Here is a 24,717-nt window from a genome sequence, read left to right as displayed (position 1 = left end):
TCTGCTCCTTATCTTTTCACTACAATACGCAGCTTGTCTCTATCCTTACCCTTGGTATAGCTATTCAGCAATTCATTCAGTTTATGTTGGAAGGTTTCCATATCGCAGGGTCCAAGCGCATCGAGCTTGTCGATTAGGTCATCGGCAGCAATTGAAACCGGCTCAAAACCTTGCAATAATGCTTCAATAGCATTAATAAAGAATTGGTCAATTTTTTCCGGCAAAGCTTTACTTTTTATAAAAGTGCTAATTACTTTTTGCTGTTCCGCGCTAAGATATTGCTTCTGCTCTTCCAGCGTCGGGTCTGTCACTGTATTGAATAACGTGTTCGTCCATTCAGCCAGCAACCCGTCAATCCGGTCTTCAAGCTCGTCCAGTCTGCCTTTTACCTGAATATCTGATTCTCCCATAAGAAAATTGCATTTCGTACAAAAATGAGTCGTTTTAATCAGCTCAGCAGTCAGCTCGAAGCAGACTTTCAGTCCGGCCAAGTCTTTTTCGATACTATCAAGCTTGGAAGCTGAGAGAATATCGATTGCTTTCAAACGTTTCAGATTAGCCAGTTTTATTGAGCTGATAAGTTCACCTTTTCGCTTACCCTCGGCAATGCCTAGACGCTTCTTCTGATGTTCATCGAAGTAAACATCAATGTATTGGTTTTTGACCTTTGTCAGTAAACTATTTACATCTGTCGCCGCTGCTTCGCCGTTCATGTCTTCGGGGATATCATCTCTGATTTTACGGAAGTTATCCTTAGCGGCTTCAATTTCGTTTTTAAGTGCAGGACTAAGCTCCATCCGTTCCAGGTTCATCATGTAGTTTACGTTAGTAAGACAATCATTTTTAAACTTTTCGTATTCCAGAACGGTTTTTGCTGCTGCCATATCTTTGCCCAGCTGCTCGATCTGCTCAGACGTATAGTTAAAGTTATTGAGCTTCGCAACTGTATTGAATCTGCTTTGGAAATTACCGAATATGTCGAGAACTCCCTTCGCTGAAGTCTTATAACCGGAAGCAATATGATCAGCAATTAACTGTTCTCCCCAAAGCTCAAAACCCTCGTTCAATTTACTATTTGCTCTCACTGCAACATTAGCCATCTCCTGCGCTTTGGCAAGCATCTGTTCCAACCCCGCCTCACGCTGAGCAGGATTGTTGATTAGACCGACAGGCAGTTCCAACAACTCGTAAAGCCTGACCAGCTCTACCAGCTGCACATCCTTGGGCTTGGAAATGTATTTAAATTCATAGATATCGGTAGCATTTATTTTCGGTAATGTTTCCAAATCAGACGCAGTCAAAGTGGTTCCACTCTTCAACGCAATAACTATATTGCCCGTGTGAACCAAGGCAAGCAGGACTATTGGCAGGAGTACATAGCTAATTCCAAATCGTTTGTCGTTATAACCGATAAAGGTTTCTTCATAAATGTCATTGAAATTGATAACAGATTTGGCCGGTAGCTTGTCTAACTCTTTGATAAAGTATTGGGCATATTTTGAATTTTGAACGGATATTTTTTCCCCTTCGAGCAGGCCAAAGCTTTCCAGAAGAGCGTTTGCCTGCTGGTTCTTTCTACCTGCAAACCTGTCGATTCCGGCACGGATGGTTTCAGCCTGATTTCGCTCTGTAATGTTAACTTTGAAATACGGCATTTCAGGATATCTTTCTGTGAAATAGCCATCTAAACAAATGGATGCCACTAAGTCCATTGTTTCCTTGAAGGGATTGGTATTTTTATACTGGCCCTTCATCACTTCAAGCAGCTGCTTCTTTTCACCCTTATAGATTACTTCAAAACAAGTATTCTTGTTCTCACTGAGGTATTTCATTAGCTTTTTCTTAAAGACTTCGGCTTTGCTTTGATAAGCAGCCTTATTCTTTTCTTCTGCCAGATCACGCATCATCAAGGCAGCAGCATACAGCTTCAAAGTATTTTTAAAGTCCTCACTTGGCTTAAAGATAAAGAAAACCTCGTCGTTCTTTTTCTCGTCAGAATATACTTCATTTCCATATGGAGGTATGAAATAAATATAATAGTCTTCCGGAGGTTGAGCAGTTGGACGGGATTCGGGGGTTCCTAAGAACAGATATCCTCTGCGGAAGATGTTATGTGAGGCCCAATTCAAGGTGTGTTCGTATATCTTGAAATTGGTAACATGCTCTTTCTGCTCCCAATCCAAGCAATAGTAAAGCACATCATAGAAATAGTTATTAAGGCTATCGTCATCCATAACAGCTGCTCTCTGCGTAATCTTTTCATCGTAGTCAATGTCTTTCTTTAAATCGAGATAATATTGGCCATTATCCCCATTGTGTTCGATAAACTGGCCACTAACTGTCGTCATGACATCCTTTAGTACTGTCTGAACAACAGACTGCAGCGTATCTGAACTTTGGTCGGGCATACCCTTTAAGTACAAACAAAGGTCATCTCTCAGGTTTTCTGCCGTGAGTCCAGCCCGAAGGCTGATATCACCGGTAGTCAAGCGATGGACGCTTAAGGCATTTATGATCTGTAAGGCTAAAGGCTTATAAAGGCGTTTGGGGAAGGAACGATTGACAATATCTTCAAGCATCCCGCTCTTTTCAACCACTTCTTTGATATTAGCATCTGTTTTCAGCGCCAGGTTTTCCCTGATAAAAGCCCAATAGCTGTCGAAGGATACAATCCCGGGAGCTTCAGCGGTGATCTCATCATTGAGTATCCGTCGGATGATTTCCGAGATGTTTTTTAAAATATGCCGGTTTTCAATAATATAAATCTTATTAAAAACTTCAATATAGGACGGATGGATAGGGAAGAGATCAACATATTCCTCAATGCGCTCCGACATATTGGTATATAAGCTGCAAAATAATTGTAAATGCTCACGGATTAACGCCTTCTGCTCGGGTGTCTTTTTAAGTATTCTTTCTGAAACAACAAAGGCTGTATCTTCTTTGCGTATAATGACTTGTTCAAACCGATCTTTGACACGGTTTAAGGTGGTAGATACGAAGGAAAAGTTCGGATTATCGAAAAGTTTTTCCTGTACGCCAAAGATAGCTCTCAGACGAGAACTTTTAATTATCTCTCCTAATTCACGCATGAAGCCAAGATCAAGCTTAACTTCTTGGCTTTTACGGCCACCGAGGTAATCAAGGAACTCATCGACCACAATCAAGTATCCTTTATCAGCATATTTGGAAGAAAAAACTTCCATTATGTTAATAAGGACATCCTTGTTGGAAATGATATCCTTTTCATCAGGAAATTCGAAAGACAGTCCGCGCTCTGCAAAGTCTTGTTTAACCTTAGTGAGAATGATATTTCTGAGTGACATCTTTGACGCACCGATTTCGATACGCAAAACTTCAAACTTTCCGGCAATGCTCTTGGCCTCATCCGCAAATTTCTGGTTTTGAATATAGTTAAGATTCTCAGCATCGAAAGCCACCGAAGAAATCACGGACATAAGATGTGATTTACCTGTGCCATAGTTACCGACGAGAAGTACCCCTTTGTTGTCAACCACATCCTCCAAACGAAGCTGTGAGAGCATGTTGTTCTTTAATTTATCAGCCATATCATCGGACATGACATAGCTCTTTACTAAATTCACCGCTTCTTTTTTGTCATTAGCTGCCGTAAGCTGTATGATACTTTCGATAGGGTTAAAGTTAATTAGATCAGCATATTTCATCGACTAAACCTCCTCAAATTACACAGATAATATCGTAATCTTGTATATTATACGTATGAAAATCCTTATGAGCCGGTGTTGCATATTCCAAGCGGTTATCATTAATTGTGCCGCACCACTTCACAAGGATTTTAGCTCTGCGGGATATCTCATAAAAAAGCCTGATAACATCCATTTTATATCGCGGGTCAAATAACATTTCATAATCTGTTAGGATAACAGTTTCATGGATAGAAGCAATAATTTTCATTATTTCGTCTGTGACGCTTTGCGGCCTGTCACTAATGTCTTTCTTTACAAGAGCTTCAGCCAACAACTTATTAAGGCTAAGCTCATAATAGTGGCTGTCATCAATAATTTTATTTAGTCTTGGTGTTAACGAGCAAAGTATAATAGGGATTGTCGTTTTATTAATATCATCCTTATTAATTTTTGAACTCATTAATACTGCACCCAATATTATCATTCCTCACTATATTTGACTTTTCAAATATGTTGATATTGGTTCTTAATAATATGCTCCGTATGTCTTTCATGAATTCCACATCTTCTCTGGATATCCTCCAACATATTCCAAAAAAATCAAATTTGCATATTTCATTTAATTCTAAGATTTAAATCGAAACAAATCTATACTATTTAACTCATAATGATCAATATAGTATTGGGCACACAAACAGAAAAAAGCCTCCGAAGTAAAAAACCTCGAAGACATTGATACTACTGGAGCTGATGGTCGGAATCGAACCGTCGACCGCTGATTGTTCGTTAGGTAGTCAAATATTATTTCTTCAATTTGCTTTGAGCAAATAAGCCGCAGTCCATCGCACCATTCTCAAAATCAACATCAACACATTTATATGGCAAAGCCTTCCCGTCTTCAAGCATATTCAGACATATTATTGGTTTCACAAGCTTTTGATAGTATTCCAGCTCAAATTCAACCCATGCAGATTTAATGGAATTCTCGGTTCGTATAAACAATAAATTCTCTGATTGCTCCATACGTTTCTTTAAAGCTTCTTTGGTAAACTCGCTTACGAGACTCCGTTTTAGAAAATCCGAATCGCTATACCAGTCACAATAACAACTGAAACCAATGCTGTTTAGAATCTTGATCGTAGCTTCAACAACTTTCCCATCAAGATAACTATGGGAGACAAAAACACCAAACTGTTTTTTGCTTTGTATCGTATCTCTTTCAAGTCTATTAGCTAAATCGGCAGGCGTCATGTTGAAATCAAAAGTTTCTGTCATATATGATTTCTGCTTGCCTTTAAAATTCTTTCGCAGTTTCACATAATGACCGCTTTTTTGTAGATGGCTAAAAGCTATCTGCCGTATTTGAGCATTTCGTTCCGAATCATTAATTTTGCTAAAAAAGGTAAGTGTTTTTTCACTAATAAACTTACCCATTTCCGATACAATCTCTATTTTCCCTTCGGTTGTTATCCCTTTTTGATGATATGCAGCGATTAAGGCATCTATATAATAGGGCTCAATTACTTGCGTACGCCTTGTATAATCATCAATTTTGGCTGTTTTTTCTACAATTTTTCGTTCTCTTTTGTTTTTTAGTTCGTTGTATTTTCTATCTATGTCATCTTCTGAATAAGAAGCCTTATGCTTATCCTTATAGCCTTTACTAAGAATATTTTTCACAACCGGCATGTTAAAGAAAAACTGTTCAGGCGTTTCAGGATGGTAACGTGTCTGCTTTCCGACTTTTTTCAGAAACCCATCTTTGTTCTTATAATTATTCTGCCTTTCAACAATTTCTTTCCACTCAAAAGGGTAAAACTGTGAAAAAAGATTGAGCAAATCAACTCCGTTATATTCATAAGGCAAGATATCGGCAACTAAATACAGCGGTCGCTTAATTTTTTTATGTATTCGCATTGTTTCGCCAACATATTTTCGTTTTGTTATTCCAGGCATCATCAGTCGTTCCTTCAGGTTATTTAGCTATTTTATAGATATAGTATAGCGCCTACTATAAAGCCTATATTTCTTTTCTGATATCGTAATTATCCTGTTTGTCTTGGATTTCATAGGCTTTGTCTATGTAATAATCGGGGCTTCCCTTAAAATCGTCCCATTTTGCACATAGCATATAATTATAATCACCACGATAAATTGAGCTTCCCGAATCACATTTATCGGTAGTTGGCTTTTTTTCATTGAACATATTTTTACCCATGATTGTAAAAATAAGATTTGAAGTATTATTGAAAAAAGTACATCCCGAACTACAGCAGCTCTTTTTCTCAGTAAAATATGAATATGAGCCGTATGTATCAGGAACAACAAGAGCCAGTAGCGCATTTGTTTTGCTTGTTACGGTTCTGCCGCTGGAATCAGTCCGCGAAATCTCTTTGAGCGAATATGATATCTCTTGTGGTATCCACTGATACTTTTCAACTTTTAGCTGATCACGCATTCCCTTTGAAAGCATAACAATTGTGAGTGTGCTATCATATATTCTATTTTTTAGCTTGTTCCAGATTGTCGCATCAGATAGCTGAGATAAATCCTCTCCATCCGACTCCCCTTTATAAATATGCTCCGTCTTATCTTTTAACAGCCCTTCGAGTTTATCCACGTAATTTCTAACGGTACATGGATTCCAGATTGTAGCTGCACCAGTAATATCCTTAACATTACTATCAGCATACTTGTACGAAACAAAAATTTTACGCCCCATATTTTAACCCCCAATCAAACCCTTAACTAACAGGCAAAATAAATAACAACTGCAACCGCAAGCGCAAGTGGTATATAGAAACCCGCCTCCGTTTTTGATAATACGCTTTGTAAATACTGCGTTTTACTTTCCAAATCTGGGGCAGGAGGTGTTAACCCCATATCTATATCCTCGTCTTGAAGTTTTATAGCCTTATTATATAACTTCCGATACAAGCGTTCTTGCTGCAGGTAATAGGAATCCATTAACCAAAACAACACTACCGGAATGTACGCAATCAAAAAGAAGGATTTATCCGCATCTTTACTCGCTAAGGCAAATATGCCAGCGACAAGGGTTATCGCCCAGCCTTTCAGCATAAAGCTATTGTTGGCCATTCGTGTTACGACATTCTGTATCAATTCTAAATACCTGATTTTTGTTTCTGAACATTTCTCTGTCACCAGAAGCACCTCCTTCTAATCTTCCTCAATCTCGTATTTCCCTTTAATGCGCTTTTCGATATCCTCCACCGAGGGTAATGTATCCGCCAATTCTATATTCCATGACCAGCCATTTTCTAACGCTTTATTGGCATACCAAAGATAAATATTTATCAGAAATTTTATCCATCAAGGTTTGAAGATGATACCACGTTAAATCTGCAAGTGGCTCCTGCAGATTTTCATTTTCATCAAACATTTCGGCAAATCTGCGCATATACCGCAAGTTGCGTACAGAGTACCCCTTGGCATTCGGAAACTCTGAGTAAGCATGAGCTTACCGCCTCAATTCTGCAGTCGGCACTTGCAGATTCCAATTTTTTGTTGTGCAAATATTATCTCATAATTAAAAACTAAATACTTTAATCTGCACAAAACTTATAACACATTCTCTACATAGCTATCCCAATACTCATCGTCGCTGGTAACCCCGTGCAACCAGCAATATAGAATCACAGCTTCAAATTCCTGCTTCTTACCTCTGGTAAAGATTTTTTTGGGCATATTTCTGTAAAGTGAATCAAGTCCAAACAAATTACTTTTCTGCTTATAGTCATAATCCCAAAGAATCGAGTCACTTAATTTAATATTTTTATATTCGGCCCGCTTATCATAATATTCGCTCTTCTGTTTATGCCCTTTAGGCCATATGTCCGGGTATTCATAAAAATAGTGAGCCCACTCATAGCAAAAATTATAGACATTCACTCCGTATTTTTTATATGTGTCATTAATCCATTCATTAATTCCTTCAGATATAAAAAATCCTTGCTCATAGGGCGCAAATAAGCTTTTTACCTTATGAGCATCTTTAATGAATAGGTAAATCATTTCCGACTGTCCTTCGAGAAATTTGAAACTTTTAACAGCCTTGGGGTATATTTCATAAGACAAAGACCTGAATTCCGCTTCGCTGTCATAAAGTAAAAAATAGTCATTCACAATAAAATTCATTAAATTCTTGTGCATATATTTTCCATATGATGCGTAAAGCGAGACTAACCAATCTCTTACCTCGGTATCATAATCACGAATAATATTACGATATTTCTCAATTTTCTGCCCATGCAATACCGTTTTCTCGTCCGCCGGTTTCGTCTCAAGATAATTATTAAAATACTCAAATATATAATTCACGCAAATACGGGTATTTTCTTGTCGTTTATCCAGATCATACTCATTAATTCCATCCTCTTTTTTTCGTTTGAAAATGTATTCTTCCAATCGCATTCCGCTCATCCACCTTCGTATGTAAAATAACTACGGTGAAACCACAACACGCAAATCACCCTGCGTTGTCTTTTTAAGAAAAAGTTCTGTCGTTGCAAGAAGTTTGAGAATATCTGAACTAAGTGATGCTTTTGATCCCCCTGGCTGCACAATGACCACTTCAAACTGTAACTTTGATCTCCGAGCCTTTTCCTTAAAGTAGGAGAGCTGCTTCATCTCTCCTTTCAAAAACCGAGTATACCCTTCTCTAACCCATATTTCGTGGCGGCGCTTTAGGTCGTTATATAGACGTGTCATTCCTAAATGTTTAACTGTTATGCTTTTTTGAGCCTGTCCGCAAACAGTATAGAAATTATCAATCTCGCCTGAAATTTGACCACCGATAGCACCCTTGCAATGAACCAAGCACAACTTAATCGTACTGTCATCAATGTCTTTTAAGCAGACAAGGTCACCGGCCTCGCCCTTACCGTCATCATTAAAAACAACATCAAATTCGTTTTCAACAGCCTGAAAGCTTTTATATTGTATCGTATTTGTGTTTCCGTTTTTGCCTATTGATTCCCTGTTCAGCGGTATTGATTCCCAATCCCAAGATTCAATCCGGTCTCTTGGAAACTCTCCTGCATTCATTGGTACTGGGATATGATAGCAGTTATACGAATATGTGCCGTCTGAATACCTGATTATCACAGGATCAACCACGAAGTATTCATGTAAAGCAATGTTTGTGCCATTAGCCTTTTGAAAATAAACATCCTGTCCTGAATGCTTAATATAGCGGTATCCAGCAGGAATGCTGCCATCAATCAAAAAACTGTATTCTGAAGATACATTGTCACTCGACAAACGAATAATAATTTCACCGTTGCCTTTTACTTCAGAGATTTCAAGCTCAGCCAGATAAAGAGGAACTTCCGTTGTGCCAAACACGATATACTGATCGCTTAATGCTACCTGTGCTTGCTCGCCCCATTGTACACTTATCGGATATTCAATATGGGGGGCATTTAGTCTGTTTGGTCGCAGAAAATCATTCGTGATATTCGCTGCGTCAATCTCATCCTCATTGGACACTTTCTCCCATGTTCGTGTTGTCCAATCGATCCACTCTGCAATCGTTCCTGCAGACTGTTGCCAGACCTTGCCTCTCTTTTGGGTACCGCCCCAGAGCACCCGATCACCATTTTCGTAGCCAACACAAGCGATATTGTTCAAGGCAGACTCTGCTCGCTCAATTAACGCAAGGCCTTCTGTGACATTAGGTCCGAAATATGACGTAAAACTGATTGCACCAATTCGTGAAGATCCAAGATTTTTTACAAGCGGAAGCTCAACATTATTTAAGATATTAAAAATCACTGGTCCTTGTATAAGAATCGTTCTATCGTCAGTTATTGCTTTTACCATTTCAATACTTTTTAAGCCGTCATAGTCGCTTGCATAAATGAAAAGAGCACCATTGTCTCTGTCCCATCTTGCCAGCAACAAATGATATTGCCGATCAAGTATATCTTGGTAATTGCCCCAGCGTACGCGAGTTTTGCGGTGGACTACCGCAACAAGTATATTATTATCGTTGCTAATAGCATGCCAACTTTCTGAATCATTGGGAAGAACGTCAGCATACTTTTCAGGGTTCCAATCTGTGCATTGTGTTTTGAAAATCTGGGTTGATAATGACGGACGTAAATTCCAAAGCGATAGGTAAGCATGGAGGTCTCCGCCTTCACGTAATTTATGTATCACATCCTGCAGTCGGAGTTCCTGCTCGATACGCTCTTCACTCAACCTTTTTATTAAGCCATCCCAGTCAGCGCCTTCAGCATATAAGGCCTCAATTTTTTTCTCCGTAGCGGGATCAGCAATATTGGCAACGACAGTAGCCTCACCAATTTGTTGCCAGTTGCCTTTGCGTGTAAAGCGCCCGACAAACTGCAACGTGATAGCAAGAGATTTATGAGCGTCATGTAAAGCAGCAACTTTTAGATTTGGCAGGTCAAATCCTTCTCCCAGCATATCAACGCAGACAACAATATGAGCGGCGTTCTCATCCCTATTAATCAGTTTAGCAAGCGCCTCACGGTTTTCACGCTGACGTCCTGCTCCAGAGTAAACAAGCTGAGGAAGCATCTCAGGAGCAAGCTCCTGATAGAGCCGAAACACCTTTATAGCACGATCCTTGCCCTCACATCGTGCCATAAGTATGTGGTCGAGATGCAGTTCGTTTCGGTCATGCCGAAGTGCAGTCAGGGCTTCTTCCGCAATACTTCTGTCGCGTTGTTCTTCGTCTCCGAACTCCTCTATGGTTTTCAAATGTATGGGGCGATAATATCCGGCAGCCTGAGCATCACCAAGCTTATAATTGAAGATAATCTTCCCATCTACACGCTTGTTGTCCCTTCGAAAAGGTGTAGCAGTAAACTGTGTAATCCGTTTTTCCGAAAACATTTGACGCACATTTGACCACTGAGAAGCTGGGATATGATGGGCTTCATCTACTATGAGATCTGTGCAACTCTCAGTAAGAACCCGCAGAGCTTCAGGTGTTGAAGCGCTTAGTGATTGAGGTAGGGCAACAATAATATTCGATTTTTCAATTATTGCCCTCGCCGCACCTTCTGAACGAATGCCATTCTTTAACACTGCAACATTCGGCCCAATTGTCTCTGACGGTATAACTTTAACATCAGGCATTACTCCCAAGGTCATGAATTTTTTCGAAATTTGTGTTCTAAGTGCATCGCTTGGCACGATAACAAGTGTTCTCGGAAGCCTCTTGTAGACCTGCAGAGAGAGCATCGTTTCCGTTTTTCCTGTTCCTGTAGGCAATACAACCGTAGCAGGTTCAAAGCTGTTTCCAACTGCAAAATGTGCAGACAACGCATGCAATGCGCCAAGTTGAGGAGAACGCAAACCTTTAGTGCCATCTTCTTCATTCTCTTCTCGGAAGAAAAACTTACCCTTCCAGCTTTCAAGAACCTGTTCAGGAGTGGAAAATCTATTATTGAGAAGACCAAGGTCATCCCATTTTAATCGGGTATCTACCCCAAGATCATGAAGTCTTCTTAGTTCGGGGGCTAAAAGCACTAACCGTTCATCATTAGTCTCTATCCGCCGTGATCCTTTAAGTCGCATCATTATTTCATCGAAGGGGAATGCTAAGCCTGTTCTTATAATGTAGTAATTGCCGTTATCAGATGCCTCAGCAAATGCACTTATTCGCAGCCCTCGAAACGCCTGCTGAAACAAGACATTTTTACCGATAGCCACTTTTTTTAGTGGGCTTTTCGGTATTGTGATATCCCCTTGCCAATCAGGAAACAATCTCATTACAAATCACCCCCGAAACAAAATAAATTACCTCGCAGGGAAGTAATTTAAGTAGTTCAAGATTATAATCCCATCGAATTCGAAGAGTTTTAATCGTTTGAAGGTTCTGCTATATTGGATTTATTATAACAAAAATTTCCTTTTTTCTCAATTCGTATTCTATCAGGCAATCTCTTCTGCAAGTTCCTTTGCTTTGGCTATCAGCGCATCATCAATCTCGACATCCTTCGCCATCGCCATGACCATCGGTAGCCCGAAAGTCGCTTGTACGGTTCGGGAAGGGGCGGGTTACTTTGTTAATCCGCCTATTTCATTCAGCAACACACCAATACCGTCAATCTTTTTTAATAGCTATACATTTTCCGATATATTTTCATTCGGAACTTTGTCAGCCTGAGTGCTTTAAAGGACTGCTCTATAAAGTCTCCGACCTTATCAAACAGGAATTTGTCTCCGTCGAAAAAGCTGAAGGTCACATATTGTACGCCATCAATAATTGTACAATTATCTCTGAAACCTCCTTTGAATAAAACATAATCTTCTTCTCTTTCAAACCCCGTCCATGACCCCGCTTTGGACTTTCTTTTTCTGCGATAAATACGGTCTTTTCTCCGTGTACGACCTCGAAGCCTACCCCAAGGGGCAAATTCCAACCCCGCTATAAAATGCCCTCAGACCCGCATTGAGGGGCGATGTTAGCCGCACACTAAGCTGGATAATTGATTTAAAAAATCCATTGACAACTTTAACTATGTATGTTTAACTTTAAATGTATCACAATTACGGTGAGTAAAAGGAGGTGAGTTATTATGGCTGACAACGCAAGTACAAAAAAAGAATCAAATCAACATGATGCGATCTTCAATCAAATCCCTGACAAGGTTAAGTACTCATCGGTCGAGAAATTCTTCCGAAATGCTCCTGAACCATTTAATAATGTAGAGATAACGAGGCGAATATTTACATCGTATATTCAAAATGGAATTCTGCCTGAAACTGAAAAAGCGAATCGCCTGAATGACAAGTTTACTCTATATACAAAGGATCAGATTGTATATTTTTATTTAGCACAGCAACTTAAATCATTGACTAAACTAGAAAATATAAGTAAATTGTTTTCGGCTTTGAGAAATGATGAAATCGGCCTCAGTGCCCAAGATGTATATGAGCTATTTAATCTCGGAAATGAGTTTTATGCTGAGATTGAAGTAACTTTGGTTAAAACGATTAAAGAATTACTAATTTCAAATATAACAGAAGATGGTAATAGTGTTGAAGATTTAGAAAATGAATTTGAAGAAAGCAAGGAAATTCTGATGCCTCTTCTCTGGCTAGTTATGGCGAAATGTTGTATTGATGGCTTCAACGAGCATGTGAAAAACTTTGATAAGAGGGGTATAGATAAGTAAGTTAAAATTTCTAAGCCAAGAGAAAGGCGGATGAAGATAATATAAGTGAATCTGTTAGCTATGAAAAATATGGTGGAGGAGGACATATCAATTATGTCTGCAGAAGAAAAAAAGAAATTCAATTTTCTAATTGGTTCAGATACAATAATATCTTTAGCCACTTCAGCTATGATCCCGTATGCCATTTTTGAGTTTGCGGTAAAAATGTCAAGCTATAAAGGAGGCCCAGCAATTTCACACGCTCTGAAAGCTTTCGGACCTGGAGGAGTAAAAGGTGGTATCGCTACACTTTTACTTAGTGCAGTAACGACATATGCTGGCACACAAATGATACTACCACTTATTTGTGAGAAAGTTATAGAAGCAGATTACGCTAAAGGTGAGAAAACAAAAGAAGATCTTATTGATCATATCAATCACCTTCCAATTTCCAACCCGTTGCGGGATTTACTTATAGAAAAAATTAAAAAACTTTCGTAGCCCATTTGTATCTTACAGAATATTGGGAAGGACTGATTATAGTTATGGGTGAAAGATTTCCCGACGTTGATTGGTGGTGCGATCGCTGCAACGCATACCTAAATGGTCAATCAGGATTCGATGATCATAAATACATTTGGCAGTGTACAGAATGTGGGCACAAAAATAGCATTTCAAATGCTAACATATATGAGTCTGAACATGACTACCGAAATCAAAAATAGGAGAATAAGGAAAATGAAAAAAGCGGCAATCACTGTCCTTTGTGTGGCGTTGCTCTTAGCTCTAATAGCTGGGTGTGGTTCTGAACCGACAAGCTCGATCAACAATGGCAACACCTCAAAACAAATACCTAACTTGGCAGGTGAATGGAAACAAACAAATAGTAAATCCAAGGACTCTTATCAAGCCGCATCAATAAACGGTAATATTATTGAAATATACTGGATAAGTAATAATGGCGACACAAAATCTCTTTATTGGGCTGGTTCTTTTGTCGCTCCTACAACTGCGGATGAACCTTATAAGTGGGATTCGGAAAATGACCACAGTAAAACTAATAATGCTATGCTGGCATCTTCTGCTGGTACTAAAACTATTACATATCAAAACGGAATACTAAGTTACGAGGCTTCAGCTCTGGGGACTACTACAACGGTTAAACTTGAGAAACAAAAATAACGACAATTAAAAAAGTTCTAGACTGCTTTATCAATATCGTTAAGTTACTGCTTATCGCTCGATTTCATAGCCGCAAGAAAGGCTTTCCGCGCCCATTCTGGCCGTAAAGCAGTTTGTTGGAGTTTCTCCCAAACCCCCAACCGTCCGCTTGTACTCCCGATTTTAAGCCGGCTTTCGCCGTCTGCTGTGTACCGGTAAGAAGGCTGGTTGTGTGCTTTGTGCGGTTGGAGAACCCGCATTATTATAGCAAAGGAGGATACTTTTTTCTGGGTATATCTAAAAACTTTTTGGAACCACGCGTCGAAAGCGTGGTTTTCTAGACAATATAAAATCCTTAGAACCACTACGATTCTAAGGATTTTATATTGAATGGAGTTGGCAAGGTGACTTGAATACCCGACCTGCTGATTACGAATCAGCTGCTCTACCAACTGAGCTATGCCAGCATATTTGAGGACGGGACTGCCGTCCTTTTATTATGATAACTTCTTACTTCCTTATAAACAATCACCGACCTGCTTATTAAGAGTATCTTTAAGTACATTTCAACTGAAACTGTCGAATCCTGAAATGCAGGAATATAAAAGCATTCAGATTAGACCTTACTTTTAAAGAACCTGTGGAAAGTATCAGATAAGACTCGCATTCAATTATTAATGATCAATTTATGGGGGTTAGAACAAGTCCCTCTATCAACAGATTTTCAGCTGTTTGTTTCTCCTTATAAATTGTTCTTTAAGAATTTCTCAATATTTTTCAGCGCCTGGTTTATCGAATGGGATACTCTGCTTTTGCCAACCCTTTCTATCCAAGCAATTTGCGCTATGCTCATATCCAGGAAGAAATGAGCATAAAGACGTTTTGCCTGCTTTTCCGGTAAGCTGTTTATAGCGGCATACAACTCCTGATTGCTCATTTTTCTTTCATAGATTTCCTCCGGAGATAAAACGAGCAGAATAACATCCTTTTCAATACCATCGTCAGCATCAAGAGAATAATACGCCTTATGCACACGCCTACGTTCATGGTCTGCATGGTCTTTTCGGTTAAACTGTTTAAGCTGATCAGCAACCTCCTCAGTCACTTCAACAAAAAAATCAGGTATATCAACCGGGTAGTAATCCCGTAAATTGATCCTTTTCATATAAACCTCCGTTTCGGTTTTTTCAAGGTAGAAAACCAAAACAGAGGGAGGTGCGCGGTAGTCGACAAAAATCTCTCTTTTACAGCAAAAAACGCCCAGTTGGATACAGTCCAAATTAGCGTTTGCGAATTTTAAGCTCTTATTTTTAGGTTCTGACAGTTCTACAAACCGGTCAGACTTGCCCCTTGCGCAGAAAAAGCTTTTTTTAACAATTCAGTATTGATGATCGGGCAAACATAAATAGAGATGTCTGCTTCATCACGCCAAGCCGCTGATCATAAATAGCGGCTTCCTTTTTCGGTATGCTCTTTTTCGCATAAAAAATCCCCCCTGAACGTGAATCCGGAGAGGCGTCGGTAATTAAGCATGAAAACATCCCCGCCAAACTCAACGTTTTTTTTATTGGCGGGTTCGCCTAATATATTTAATTGTTGCGCAATCCAGTAATATGGTTTTTAACAAAATGTGTTCTATTAGTTCCTAAATATATAGCTGCAATATCTCGTTCCCCTGTCCAAATAGGAACTGTAAACTGATATTGGAGGTGAACTAATGGATCACAATGATTTTGACAGACTGGGCGGCATTATAAAAGCTGCCCGCAAAGCGAAAAGACTTACACGGGAGCAGTTATCGGAACGGATACACATAACGCCACGTTACCTAATGTCTATAGAGAATGAGAACCAAAAACCCAGCTATTCAATTCTTTTTCAACTCATTCGGGAATTAGAGATATCCGCGGATATGATCTTTTTCCCTGAAAATAAATGTGCACATACTGAAAAAGAACAGTTGATCCGGCTGCTCGGTTTGTGTGATGAGCGTGACCTTAAGATTTTGACAGCTACGCTAAAAGCATTGTTGGAAACAAAATAAGCATACAAAAACAATTAACTGTTTTTGTATGCAAAAGTCTTTGCGAGATCTAGACACAAAAAAACAGCCGCATAAAAGGGCTGAGCAATACGCCTTTACGGCAACCCGGCTGTCATAGCACCAATTAATGCCTTAGACCCGCGGCTTTGCGTCCCTGCCTTTTGACAGGTTTGCCCTTATCGTATGATTATATAATAATCCAAATGTAGTACGAAAACGTCGTACTATTCAAAACCCATTCTGTAATTTTATTCAACTTCCATCTTTTATAATGGGAAGCAAATTACAAGCAGGAATTAAATACTTTTTTTGATTATAGGCAAAAAGAGAGCTGCTGAGAGGCACCTCCGTTAATTGGTTGTGCCTTTCAGCCTTTTATTATTTAGAATTTTTTACTTTTACCAGTACTTCATTGCATAGGAAGCCTTAACTATTTTCATACCACCATCCGGATATACAAAATTACCTATATTTCAGCGTAAGAAATCGAGTCACGTGATCCCAATGTGATACCATTATCAGTTGCCGTATGCCAACCATCCAAATCCCAATCTTGCAACCCAGCAGGATTAGAATAAAATACGGGGGTTTGTGAATAAGTACTATTAAAGCTTCCACTAATATTATATTGAACATAGTTCCCATCCATATATAACCAACCTTTTTGTTGTATACTATCAACTACTGAATCAATACCTGTAACGACATAACTCTGTATTTGAGAATCAGTATGATAGAAGACACCATAGCAATAAGAAAAACTTGCAGCATAGGCAACTGATGAACATAATAATATAAAGGATAGTGTTAGAGTAACAAATAAACCTTTTCTTCTCATTATTCTACCTCCTTAGTTACATGATCAATTTTCACTGGTTCTTCTTTTGATATATCAAATTTCGTTAGAGAGATGGTTCCATCAGCATGCATAATTGCTACTGAAACTACACTATTTCCTTCGATAAAATATACTGGAACCTTATCACCTGGTATGAATATCTTATCTTCTGTCAATATCGTAAGGGCAGATACTAGTTTTTCCCCTAAATCGGCACTCACAGTCGAACTTTTTTCATTAAATACATCGCTATTAAGAACAATCTTTACATTTTTTGTATTAATATCAAAGCTTTTTATAGCCAAGTTTTTCACATTTGTCTCTGCTTCAAGATATTTGTTGCTTTTTTGGGGTAACTCACCAGAAATAGCATTACTACTAAATGCGACCAGTACTGCAGCGGATAAGACTAATACACTCCCTAATACAATAAAGAAATTTCTCTTTTTATTCATCTTTTAACCACCTTTCGTTTTCAATTAAATATTAAAGAGTATTCTCCTTTTCTGTGATCAGGAAATTTTGGCCTGATTAAGGAATAAAATTTAACAAAGAAAAACCTTAATACCAATAACTCGGTCCGGTGTAAGAAGTTTGCTCCATCAAAACATCATTTTGATAAACTAGACCGGTTGAGACTAAACGGTAGTAATATCCGCTCATTACGGCCCAATTTTGATACATAGACCCGCTGCTGCTGTAGGAAGTGCTTGTCCAGCTTTTGATTGTCTGCCAGCTTCCATTGTTGTATTGCTGGATACTGGCATTAATAACCACTTTGTCAATATTACTACGGGCATAAAGCCTTGTCTCGAATTCAAATATCCCGCTGCCAGTTATGTCCGAAGCATTTACGAATGAAGTAATATTTACCCATAACGGTCCCATTTCTAAACCATTTTCAGAGTTTGTCTCCAGAGCAAATACCTGTACAGGCGCTGTACAAAGAAGCATGATCACCAGGACGAGCAGAAAAACCCTTTTCCTCATAAAAATCACCTCCCTTCATTTATCCTTTCATCCAAATAAACGAAAATGGGAGGTGTTTTGTTACACTTCATTTGGAAAAATGTTGAATTTATTTTTTCTTCATACTTTCTGCCATTTTTAGCATTTCCGTCTTATCCGCATCCCCTATTAGGGAAAATAAATACTCTTCTTTCCAAACGATACTGATCAGTCCTTGTTTTTCGGATAAAAGTGCTTCATTATTTTGAACCGTAATATTTTGGACCGCAGCTCCTTCCGTATCAATTCGCAGGTCTGTATTGAGATTTAAATACTGTGTGAATACGATGCTTTGGCCTTGTCCGCTTTTATAGCTGATAATCTTCATCATCTTGCTTTCTTCCGAATTATCAATCCTAAAACCGGGAGGAATATAATTGGGAACATATCCGTTCCAATCCTGCGGTATGTCGATAAGCATTTTTGTGTTATCTTCGTCTGTTGTCCGAATGCTGGTGAACTGATTCTGCATATCATAGATAATATTTATTGCTTTAACCCGCAGAGCCTCAACACTGGCTACGATTATAGTAAAGCTGCCTATTAAAACCAGCAGAAAAATTGCTGCTTTAGGCAAATATTTTATTGTCTTTTTTCTGATGTCTTTTAAGGTTCCTTTTCTGTCATGGCGGGCTATCATTTTCTTCATTTTCTTGTCAAATTCGGGTGGAAGGGTAAATTCACGGGATGAATCCTCCCCAACCGGATTTTCATCTAATATATTATCGACGTGGCAGGCAGCAGCATATTCAAAAAGAGCTTCCATCATTTTTTCTTTTGCATGCACTTCTGCAGGTTTATGCTCACTCATGGTTCGCCGCCTCCTGTTCCTGCAGTAATAGCTTAATCAGGTTCTTTCTAGCCCGACTAAGCCTGGTCCGGGTATTCTCCGGAGTAATGTTTAACATCTGCGAGATTTCCTCATCTTTATAATTATAAAAATATTTCAGAGAAAGGATGTCCGCATAAGAAGGATTCAGTTCCTTCATCTTTTTTGCCAGTTTAGCAAAAGTCTCAGCACTCACAAGGATCTCTTCTACACTTGGTCCCTGTTCTGATAAAGTTTCTTCAATCTCTTCATAAGAAACGCCTGTCTGCTTTTCCCTCAGCCGGTAGATATCGATGGAAACATTTCTAACAATAATAACGAATAATGCCCTTGTTTTGTTACAGTCAATTTTAATAATTTTATCAAAATTCTTAGAGATATTAATAAATGCTTCCTGAACAGCATCCTGGGCCAGATGCTGATCTTTCAGGATTCTATAGGCTATCTTGTACATTAATGAAGCATGTTCATTATATAAAGCTTCCAACCGGCTTCGGTGTTCTTTATTTTCAAACACAGCAAGAATAAACAGCATATCTTTTCTCTTCTTTCAAATGGGATTCTAGTTCTCTTGCAATTATTTTTTAATAACCTCTTGCTTAAGACAATATTTTCTAATTATTGATAATTATAACATACAAAATGCAATTAAGTTGCCCCGTCGATTTAACGTCTAGTAACCTCCAAAGATATTGTAATATAAAAATAGTTAATTGTAATACAATTTACAATATCATATTGACTAAATATCATTTTGTTGGTATTATTTTCCTCGGGAGGAATAAATATGAGCAGTATAAATGAAGAATTTCTTGATCGTTCAGTACATAGTGTTAGAATCAATGATCACCTGATTGAGTGTGCTAAGAAAACAGGCATTCCAATTAGCAATATAATCGAGGCTGGATTAACTCATTTTGTTACTCTTAGTGATGAAGAAAGGATCAAATATCTCGTTGAAAATGACCCGGATAAAGTTGATCCAAGCCAAATTCAGGAGCCTCATTATAATTATGCTGAAAAGGCCATAGAAAAGGCCAAGGAAAGTTTAGGCACAAAATCCACTAGCAAAACAAGTAATAAATTCCTTATTGCTGTAGGATTAGTTTTACTTTTATCCATGTTCATAAAGAAACCAGAAAGTTAATTTTAAGGGTGGGGAAAACAGACTGGAGGTGAAATAAAATGGACAATATAGGTATCGCATTAGGAGGCGGTAAAGCTTTTGGCGTTTCTATGTTTACCGTTATATTTGTTGCGTTAGTAATCTTTTCAGCGGGAATATTCTATTCAAAGAAAAAAGAGCAGATTATATAAAAAAAGTACCAAGGTAAAACCCTGGTACGGAAAAAAATTGCTTATCTATATTATAATCAATTGATTCACTGCTTCAACAATTTTTATTAGTCCCCCCCTTTTATATTTTTCAACCTTTAGCAAGAAGTAATTCTACAATTTCCTTAAGAAAAGTTTCTGCTATTGCATGCAGATAACTTTCCCCTGACACTATACCCCAAACAACCGCCGATACATTTCTTTTCTTCCCAGAACCTGCATCCGGAACATTGCTTAAACGGAGGATTGCTATATCTTCTACTGTCAATCTTACGCAGAAAGAAATCGCTGACCTCTTGAACGGTATTAAAGTCTTTAATATTTACGCTTAGATAATCTTCAAAAACGAAACACCGTGCGACACTTAAGTCGGGCCTTATATCCATAACCGGCGAACAGATTCCCTTGTGAATCAGATCAAAACCCGAGTAGATGAAATTCACAAGCTGCTCATTGGAAAAGATACACTTAGGCGGATTATTGCAATCAACATGGGGAGAAATCCCGTTTCTATGGCAATCGTCTAAAAAGTCAACTAATCCGGGAACAAAACTTTCATAATGTTCAAGACTGCCCTTCTGGTTATTATCCGAGGGTACGGTAATGCTGTACCGGATGGTCTTTAATTTTAGTCTCTTGCTTTGCTCAATAATATATTGATATTGAAAGTCCGGCTCAAAGATATTAATGCCGAGCGTAACCTGGGGTTCGATATTCTTTCTGCGATATTCGAATACCAGGTTTTCTACATTGCCTATTGTCCTTTTATATAGATGCTCACCGATTACATCCGGCCCATTCAAATTAATCAAGAATGAAACCTTATTATCCACAATGGATCGGCTCAAGGCATTATCTAAAGCAATAGCATTGGTGAAAATCTGGATTCTCCGGAAAAATGGATCATCTATTCCTTGATTCACCCACTTTTCAAAGTTCGGATGCAGTGTCGGCTCTCCCCCGAGCAGCCTTAAATCAGCATGCGCCGATTTCTTAAAGAAATCGATTATATAACCATAATTATCATCGGAAATATCGACCTTGTTCTTTGGATCACAGTTGGCAAAGCAATAGGAACATTTCAAGTTGCAGTAATTATTTAACATGATATTCATAGGAACCTCCATTCCGCCGCGCCACTGGCGGCACATATTGTAATGAAGAAGGAGAAATAGATATCTTAAAATATTTGGACAGTAAAAAATAACAATCAAGCTTTCATTTACCGGGTAATGACATTTTGAAAGTGTTTCACATTTGTGATGGCAACGGCATTGCTTGATCCTGAACTGTTGCTGGCGGTAACATAAAAAGTTATCGGCTGGACAGTTGTCCCGGCGGGAATCGCAAAAGATCCCATCCATGTATTTCCTCCGGTATTTGTAAAAGCAATGACTGTTGAATTTAAGGAATTGGTCGCGGTGACGGAAGTAGTGCTCCCGGTCGTTGTAGCTGTAATCTGGATTGTGGTGTTAGGAAAGGCGACGGCCTGCACGCTGGCCACAACCGAGGGGGGCGGTGTCCAGTTATTCCAATCGCTATAATTGGAATAATTGCTGTAAGCGCCCCAATCACCATAGTTGCCATAGTTGCTGTAGTTGCTGTAATTAGAATAAGCCGTCCAATTCGAATATTGGCTCCATGTTTCGGTATGGTTTTCCCATTGCGTGTGGTTTTCCCAAACACCGGCATTCGAGTAATTGGCGTTCCAATTTACATAATTGCCGTAAGTATTGTTGTAGACATCGGTATAAGCGCCGTAATTTCCATAATTGCTCCATCCGGAATTAGGCCATGACCATTCCACCCATGCGAAAGCTTTTTCGGGCTGCAAGGAAAACTTAAGACCCAAAGCCTTGGAGTATTTGCCCTCCTTGGCTTTGGGCCCATCCGGATGATTGTTGTCAAGAACCAGGTCTTGAGTTATTGAAGCATGCAGGATGCTTAATGAAACAAAGGCAAACAGCAATTTTTTCAATCTGGAAAACGTTCTTGCCATATCATTCACCTACCGCACAGGACAATGCCTCCGCCTGCCCTTTCTCCGCAACATAATTCTCAAGCTGTTCCGCTTTATGGAAACAATACTTGCATATAGCCCCGCACTGGGCAGCACATTGCGGCTTATTATCTATGAAGTAATCAAGCTTGGGCAAAAACTCAAATATCTCCTTCATCTTCAGTGTTCCGTACGGATGGAAAACCTTGTTCATAAAACGTGAATTGTAAGTATTGTAGAATTCATTCAGCGCGTATTCCAGATCGGCAGCGCCAAACATATAGGCCCTTATCTTATTGACCAATTCTGGCTTGGGGTGATCCCTGCCAACCAGCTTGATGCTGTTCACCCCTGCTTTCTCATAGCAGGGGATTTCCCAAGGGTAAATAATCCTATTCAGCACCATTTGAACTGCCGGACTTTTAAAGGTAATCTGATCGCAGATGAATTTAGGGAATTCCCGGAATAACGGACTGCATTTATGAATATTCTCCTGCCTGCCAAACAAAGCATAATGAATATTCTTAGTCGGACAACAAAATATGCAGCCCTCATCGGCCATCAACTCCAAGCCAACATCAGGCAGCAGCTTCTTAAACGATTCGATAAAAGTAAAATCTTTGTTGAGATCGGAAGCAGGAATGACAGTGGAGATCCCTAGATTTTCGCTCACATACTTTGCCTGGTTGATTGACCGGATATCCATCATCGTTGAGGCGTTTACCGTGAGCCCGCTGAATTCCTCTTTCAGGAAGTCGGCAAGAAGCTGGCTTCCAACCGTAATGCTTCGCACCCCGATATCCGCCAGATGCTCGACAAACTGCTTCAGTTGAGGAATATTGGCTTCAAAGTCATACAGGGAAATAGTTGAGATATTATTCATTAGATAAATGAACGCTATCCTGTTATCGGAAAGCTCTTTGATATAAGGTCTTAAATCTTCCAGGGTCCGGGTTTTGCCGCTGTCTTCCTGCAAATTAACCGACCGTCCATGTTCATACCCTGATTTGGCGTAGGATGTAACAGGCAGACTGTTATATACGGAACGGATTTTATACTTGGCCTGATCCTGGCTGTTAAGCTTGATTAATTCCTGAATATATCCATAGTCAAACAATAAAGGAACTGAGTAGTACAGTTCCTGCGGCTGGTTCGGGGGTTGGAATTTTTGCTTTTTCTTAAAGATATTGATCATTATATCAACCTCTCTTTAAATCGCGAGAAACTCCTTCAGCTTGTTTTCCGCGTTGACAGGAGTTTCTATCCGTTTAATCGATTCTTCTAAAATATTTTTCATCATTTTGGCGCTCCGGAATTGATGCCTGAATAAAAAGTTCAAGAATCTTGGGTTATATTTCGGCATATCGTCATAATCAATCTCATTAATAACCCGTATGATATGGCTGATCACGTGCCGGTGGGTGTAGCAATTTTCAGGCTCCGGCTTATTCATGGTCAAATCATACTGGATATTGTCATTGTAGCAGCCGCTATGGCAGCTGTAGAAATAATCGCAATCGCCGCAATGCTGCAGCATCCGCCGGGTTCCCTCGTACCAGCTTATATGGTTGGGATGATTTAAGATATCCTCAACCGATTCCATCTCAAAAATATTCCCGAAAGACACGGCGGCGCTCTCCGGCCAGTCCCGGCCGCAATGATAAATCGTCCCGTCGGGCTGGGTTGAAAACCAGTAATCCTTGCCGGCGCAGTCCGTAAAAGCGCAGGAACCGCCGGCATCCAAGGCGGCCATGAGATATCGCTCGCACAGATCCGAATCAGCCGGTCTATACGTATCTAAAATCCAATAGTCAAAGAATTTGCAGATTTCCTCAGCAACCATTTTCCCTTCCAGGGTATAGGAATTCATATTTTTATGGGCCGCAAAGATGAGGTTCATCTTGCAGCCCAGGCCTAAGCGTTTGAAGTATTCGTAATCGTCAATCATGTGGTGGATGTTATCTTTCGTAATGATCATGATGGCTCCGCCCAAGACCTCGTTTTTGTCTGCTGTGGCAATGGACCGCATCAACCTGTTGGTATTTTTCCGGGTCAAATGGTTTGTCAAACCATCGAAACTGAAGCCCGGCCGGATATTCCACTTTCTCAAAACAGCGGCGTTCTCATCGTCAATCAGGGTTAAGTTGGATTGCATGCAAATATTGACTTTCTTGAATTGCTGCTTAATCAGGGCGTTTGCTTCATCATAAAATTCTTTTCCGATCAGCAACGGCTCTCCGCCGTGCCAGATCCAAGTGCCGACATTCACGTCTTTGAACACTTTCAAAATCTGCCTGACCACTTCCAGCGTGACTTTGTTGCCTTCCGCGTCAAGATCCTTGCGGAACATCACATCGTAGCAATAGGGACAATGCAGGTTGCAGGCATGCGTCGTTTTTACGATCAAAGTAGTTTTATCGGGGTACGTAATATTTTCTGCGGCAGCCATCTTTTTGAAATCGATATCGCCCTCAAAATACTCCTTATGCCTTTTAATCTGCTTGAGAGACATGGAAAACATTAAGCTTTTATTGCCCGCAATAATGTCCAGAATCTCCCCGGAACTCATGCCGGGCATAATTTCCTGGTAAATACAGCTGCGCAGTTCCCGTTCGTATTTGTTGTTGAATTTGCGGAACTGATACAACTCATCTTTGGCTATTAAATTCATAAGCATACC

The 24,717-nt window shown here is 39.4% G+C and carries 23 protein-coding genes, 1 tRNA gene, 1 pseudogene and 1 riboswitch; of the genes and pseudogenes, 6 read left to right on the top strand and 19 right to left on the bottom strand.

Going from position 1 to position 24,717, the window contains the following annotated elements:
- Positions 1-8: 8 nt before the first annotated feature.
- The 8 genes and pseudogenes from OKX56_RS12915 to OKX56_RS12885 form a co-directional block, all read right to left on the bottom strand.
- Positions 9-3,686 (bottom strand): DUF6079 family protein, encoded by a 3,678-nt coding sequence (locus OKX56_RS12915; RefSeq protein ID WP_287896790.1) that lies wholly within the window; start codon positions 3,684-3,686, stop codon positions 9-11.
- Positions 3,687-3,699: 13 nt separating this feature from the next.
- On the bottom strand, positions 3,700-4,143 hold the full coding sequence (gene brxF / locus OKX56_RS12910) for a BREX-3 system P-loop-containing protein BrxF (RefSeq protein ID WP_287896788.1): 444 nt from the start codon (positions 4,141-4,143) through the stop codon (positions 3,700-3,702).
- A gap of 326 nt (positions 4,144-4,469) precedes the next feature.
- Positions 4,470-5,627, bottom strand: coding sequence for a toll/interleukin-1 receptor domain-containing protein (locus OKX56_RS12905; protein WP_287896786.1), 1,158 nt, complete (start codon positions 5,625-5,627; stop codon positions 4,470-4,472).
- 61 nt (positions 5,628-5,688) lie between these two features.
- Positions 5,689-6,390: a TIR domain-containing protein gene (locus OKX56_RS12900; RefSeq protein WP_287896784.1), complete on the bottom strand. Its 702-nt coding sequence runs from the start codon at positions 6,388-6,390 to the stop codon at positions 5,689-5,691.
- Between the two features lie 26 nt (positions 6,391-6,416).
- On the bottom strand, positions 6,417-6,833 hold the full coding sequence (locus tag OKX56_RS12895; protein WP_287896782.1) for a hypothetical protein: 417 nt from the start codon (positions 6,831-6,833) through the stop codon (positions 6,417-6,419).
- A 124-nt stretch (positions 6,834-6,957) separates the two neighbouring features.
- Positions 6,958-7,125: pseudogene (locus tag OKX56_RS15000) on the bottom strand (DUF1016 N-terminal domain-containing protein); the annotation flags it as partial.
- A 125-nt stretch (positions 7,126-7,250) separates the two neighbouring features.
- On the bottom strand, positions 7,251-8,102 hold the full coding sequence (locus tag OKX56_RS12890) for a hypothetical protein (protein ID WP_287896780.1): 852 nt from the start codon (positions 8,100-8,102) through the stop codon (positions 7,251-7,253).
- Between the two features lie 30 nt (positions 8,103-8,132).
- On the bottom strand, positions 8,133-11,435 hold the full coding sequence (locus OKX56_RS12885; protein ID WP_287896778.1) for a DEAD/DEAH box helicase: 3,303 nt from the start codon (positions 11,433-11,435) through the stop codon (positions 8,133-8,135).
- A gap of 809 nt (positions 11,436-12,244) precedes the next feature.
- Here OKX56_RS12885 and OKX56_RS12880 point away from each other — a divergent pair.
- From OKX56_RS12880 to OKX56_RS12870, 3 genes are all read left to right on the top strand, one after another.
- Positions 12,245-12,844: a MerR family transcriptional regulator gene (locus OKX56_RS12880; RefSeq protein WP_287896776.1), complete on the top strand. Its 600-nt coding sequence runs from the start codon at positions 12,245-12,247 to the stop codon at positions 12,842-12,844.
- Positions 12,845-12,937: 93 nt separating this feature from the next.
- Entirely contained in the window at positions 12,938-13,324 is a 387-nt protein-coding gene (locus tag OKX56_RS12875; RefSeq protein ID WP_287896774.1) for a hypothetical protein, read from the top strand.
- A 237-nt stretch (positions 13,325-13,561) separates the two neighbouring features.
- Positions 13,562-14,005: a hypothetical protein gene (locus OKX56_RS12870; RefSeq protein WP_287896772.1), complete on the top strand. Its 444-nt coding sequence runs from the start codon at positions 13,562-13,564 to the stop codon at positions 14,003-14,005.
- A gap of 370 nt (positions 14,006-14,375) precedes the next feature.
- On the opposite strand, the gene OKX56_RS12865 is transcribed toward OKX56_RS12870, so the two are convergent.
- Positions 14,376-14,451: transfer RNA gene (locus OKX56_RS12865), tRNA-Thr, on the bottom strand.
- Between the two features lie 275 nt (positions 14,452-14,726).
- Positions 14,727-15,149, bottom strand: coding sequence for a sigma factor-like helix-turn-helix DNA-binding protein (locus OKX56_RS12860; protein WP_287896770.1), 423 nt, complete (start codon positions 15,147-15,149; stop codon positions 14,727-14,729).
- A 552-nt stretch (positions 15,150-15,701) separates the two neighbouring features.
- On the opposite strand from OKX56_RS12860, the gene OKX56_RS12855 reads away from it, so the two are divergent.
- Positions 15,702-16,028 (top strand): helix-turn-helix transcriptional regulator, encoded by a 327-nt coding sequence (locus tag OKX56_RS12855; RefSeq protein ID WP_287896768.1) that lies wholly within the window; start codon positions 15,702-15,704, stop codon positions 16,026-16,028.
- A 96-nt stretch (positions 16,029-16,124) separates the two neighbouring features.
- Positions 16,125-16,213, bottom strand: a riboswitch (cyclic di-GMP riboswitch).
- 281 nt (positions 16,214-16,494) lie between these two features.
- Here OKX56_RS12855 and OKX56_RS12850 read toward each other — a convergent pair.
- The 5 genes from OKX56_RS12850 to OKX56_RS12830 all read right to left on the bottom strand — a co-directional run bounded on the left by OKX56_RS12850 (position 16,495) and on the right by OKX56_RS12830 (position 19,238).
- Entirely contained in the window at positions 16,495-16,866 is a 372-nt protein-coding gene (locus tag OKX56_RS12850) for a hypothetical protein (RefSeq protein ID WP_287896766.1), read from the bottom strand.
- Positions 16,866-17,321 carry a hypothetical protein gene (locus tag OKX56_RS12845; RefSeq protein ID WP_287896764.1) on the bottom strand — a complete coding sequence of 152 codons (456 nt, stop codon included), beginning with the start codon at positions 17,319-17,321 and terminating at the stop codon, positions 16,866-16,868. The genes OKX56_RS12850 and OKX56_RS12845 overlap by 1 nt, the downstream gene beginning before the upstream one ends.
- Before the next feature lie 106 nt (positions 17,322-17,427).
- On the bottom strand, positions 17,428-17,856 hold the full coding sequence (locus OKX56_RS12840; protein WP_287896762.1) for a hypothetical protein: 429 nt from the start codon (positions 17,854-17,856) through the stop codon (positions 17,428-17,430).
- A gap of 88 nt (positions 17,857-17,944) precedes the next feature.
- On the bottom strand, positions 17,945-18,685 hold the full coding sequence (locus OKX56_RS12835; protein WP_287896760.1) for a DUF4367 domain-containing protein: 741 nt from the start codon (positions 18,683-18,685) through the stop codon (positions 17,945-17,947).
- Positions 18,678-19,238 (bottom strand): RNA polymerase sigma factor, encoded by a 561-nt coding sequence (locus tag OKX56_RS12830; RefSeq protein WP_287896758.1) that lies wholly within the window; start codon positions 19,236-19,238, stop codon positions 18,678-18,680. The genes OKX56_RS12835 and OKX56_RS12830 overlap by 8 nt, the downstream gene beginning before the upstream one ends.
- Before the next feature lie 252 nt (positions 19,239-19,490).
- Between OKX56_RS12830 and OKX56_RS12825 the strand changes: the two genes are divergently transcribed.
- Both OKX56_RS12825 and OKX56_RS12820 read left to right on the top strand, forming a co-directional pair.
- Entirely contained in the window at positions 19,491-19,850 is a 360-nt protein-coding gene (locus tag OKX56_RS12825; RefSeq protein ID WP_287896756.1) for a hypothetical protein, read from the top strand.
- Positions 19,851-19,888: 38 nt separating this feature from the next.
- Entirely contained in the window at positions 19,889-20,020 is a 132-nt protein-coding gene (locus OKX56_RS12820; protein WP_287896754.1) for a hypothetical protein, read from the top strand.
- 143 nt (positions 20,021-20,163) lie between these two features.
- Here the strand turns inward: OKX56_RS12820 and OKX56_RS12815 are convergent, their stop codons facing one another.
- The 4 genes from OKX56_RS12815 to OKX56_RS12800 all read right to left on the bottom strand — a co-directional run bounded on the left by OKX56_RS12815 (position 20,164) and on the right by OKX56_RS12800 (position 24,708).
- On the bottom strand, positions 20,164-21,153 hold the full coding sequence (locus tag OKX56_RS12815) for a radical SAM protein (protein WP_287896752.1): 990 nt from the start codon (positions 21,151-21,153) through the stop codon (positions 20,164-20,166).
- 107 nt (positions 21,154-21,260) lie between these two features.
- Entirely contained in the window at positions 21,261-22,037 is a 777-nt protein-coding gene (locus OKX56_RS12810; protein ID WP_287896750.1) for a hypothetical protein, read from the bottom strand.
- Position 22,038: 1 nt separating this feature from the next.
- Complete coding sequence (locus OKX56_RS12805) at positions 22,039-23,232, bottom strand: U32 family peptidase (RefSeq protein WP_287896748.1); 1,194 nt, start codon at positions 23,230-23,232, stop codon at positions 22,039-22,041.
- 15 nt (positions 23,233-23,247) lie between these two features.
- A complete protein-coding gene (locus OKX56_RS12800; RefSeq protein WP_287896746.1) occupies positions 23,248-24,708 on the bottom strand; it encodes a radical SAM/SPASM domain-containing protein in 1,461 nt (486 codons plus the stop codon).
- Positions 24,709-24,717 lie beyond the last annotated feature (9 nt).

The organism is Dehalobacter sp. (genome assembly GCF_030063005.1).
GTDB lineage: Bacteria > Bacillota > Desulfitobacteriia > Desulfitobacteriales > Syntrophobotulaceae > Dehalobacter > Dehalobacter restrictus.
Note: the sequence above shows the minus strand (reverse complement) of the source record. Positions and strands in the feature narration are given on the sequence as shown.

What these genes read in the sequence shown, in the direction of transcription:
- OKX56_RS12830 (WP_287896758.1), bottom strand. Translation starts at nt 19,238, where the DNA reads ATGCTGTTTATTCTTGCTGTGTTTGAAAATAAAGAACACCGAAGCCGG.
- OKX56_RS12915 (WP_287896790.1), bottom strand. Translation starts at nt 3,686, where the DNA reads ATGAAATATGCTGATCTAATTAACTTTAACCCTATCGAAAGTATCATA.
- OKX56_RS12840 (WP_287896762.1), bottom strand. Translation starts at nt 17,856, where the DNA reads ATGAGGAAAAGGGTTTTTCTGCTCGTCCTGGTGATCATGCTTCTTTGT.
- OKX56_RS12820 (WP_287896754.1), top strand. Translation starts at nt 19,889, where the DNA reads ATGGACAATATAGGTATCGCATTAGGAGGCGGTAAAGCTTTTGGCGTT.
- OKX56_RS12810 (WP_287896750.1), bottom strand. Translation starts at nt 22,037, where the DNA reads ATGGCAAGAACGTTTTCCAGATTGAAAAAATTGCTGTTTGCCTTTGTT.
- OKX56_RS12835 (WP_287896760.1), bottom strand. Translation starts at nt 18,685, where the DNA reads ATGAGTGAGCATAAACCTGCAGAAGTGCATGCAAAAGAAAAAATGATG.
- OKX56_RS12800 (WP_287896746.1), bottom strand. Translation starts at nt 24,708, where the DNA reads ATGAATTTAATAGCCAAAGATGAGTTGTATCAGTTCCGCAAATTCAAC.
- OKX56_RS12815 (WP_287896752.1), bottom strand. Translation starts at nt 21,153, where the DNA reads ATGAATATCATGTTAAATAATTACTGCAACTTGAAATGTTCCTATTGC.
- OKX56_RS12875 (WP_287896774.1), top strand. Translation starts at nt 12,938, where the DNA reads ATGTCTGCAGAAGAAAAAAAGAAATTCAATTTTCTAATTGGTTCAGAT.
- OKX56_RS12905 (WP_287896786.1), bottom strand. Translation starts at nt 5,627, where the DNA reads ATGATGCCTGGAATAACAAAACGAAAATATGTTGGCGAAACAATGCGA.
- OKX56_RS12825 (WP_287896756.1), top strand. Translation starts at nt 19,491, where the DNA reads ATGAGCAGTATAAATGAAGAATTTCTTGATCGTTCAGTACATAGTGTT.
- OKX56_RS12850 (WP_287896766.1), bottom strand. Translation starts at nt 16,866, where the DNA reads ATGAGAAGAAAAGGTTTATTTGTTACTCTAACACTATCCTTTATATTA.
- OKX56_RS12860 (WP_287896770.1), bottom strand. Translation starts at nt 15,149, where the DNA reads ATGAAAAGGATCAATTTACGGGATTACTACCCGGTTGATATACCTGAT.
- OKX56_RS12845 (WP_287896764.1), bottom strand. Translation starts at nt 17,321, where the DNA reads ATGAATAAAAAGAGAAATTTCTTTATTGTATTAGGGAGTGTATTAGTC.
- OKX56_RS12885 (WP_287896778.1), bottom strand. Translation starts at nt 11,435, where the DNA reads ATGAGATTGTTTCCTGATTGGCAAGGGGATATCACAATACCGAAAAGC.
- OKX56_RS12900 (WP_287896784.1), bottom strand. Translation starts at nt 6,390, where the DNA reads ATGGGGCGTAAAATTTTTGTTTCGTACAAGTATGCTGATAGTAATGTT.
- OKX56_RS12880 (WP_287896776.1), top strand. Translation starts at nt 12,245, where the DNA reads ATGGCTGACAACGCAAGTACAAAAAAAGAATCAAATCAACATGATGCG.
- OKX56_RS12870 (WP_287896772.1), top strand. Translation starts at nt 13,562, where the DNA reads ATGAAAAAAGCGGCAATCACTGTCCTTTGTGTGGCGTTGCTCTTAGCT.
- OKX56_RS12890 (WP_287896780.1), bottom strand. Translation starts at nt 8,102, where the DNA reads ATGCGATTGGAAGAATACATTTTCAAACGAAAAAAAGAGGATGGAATT.
- OKX56_RS12805 (WP_287896748.1), bottom strand. Translation starts at nt 23,232, where the DNA reads ATGATCAATATCTTTAAGAAAAAGCAAAAATTCCAACCCCCGAACCAG.
- OKX56_RS12855 (WP_287896768.1), top strand. Translation starts at nt 15,702, where the DNA reads ATGGATCACAATGATTTTGACAGACTGGGCGGCATTATAAAAGCTGCC.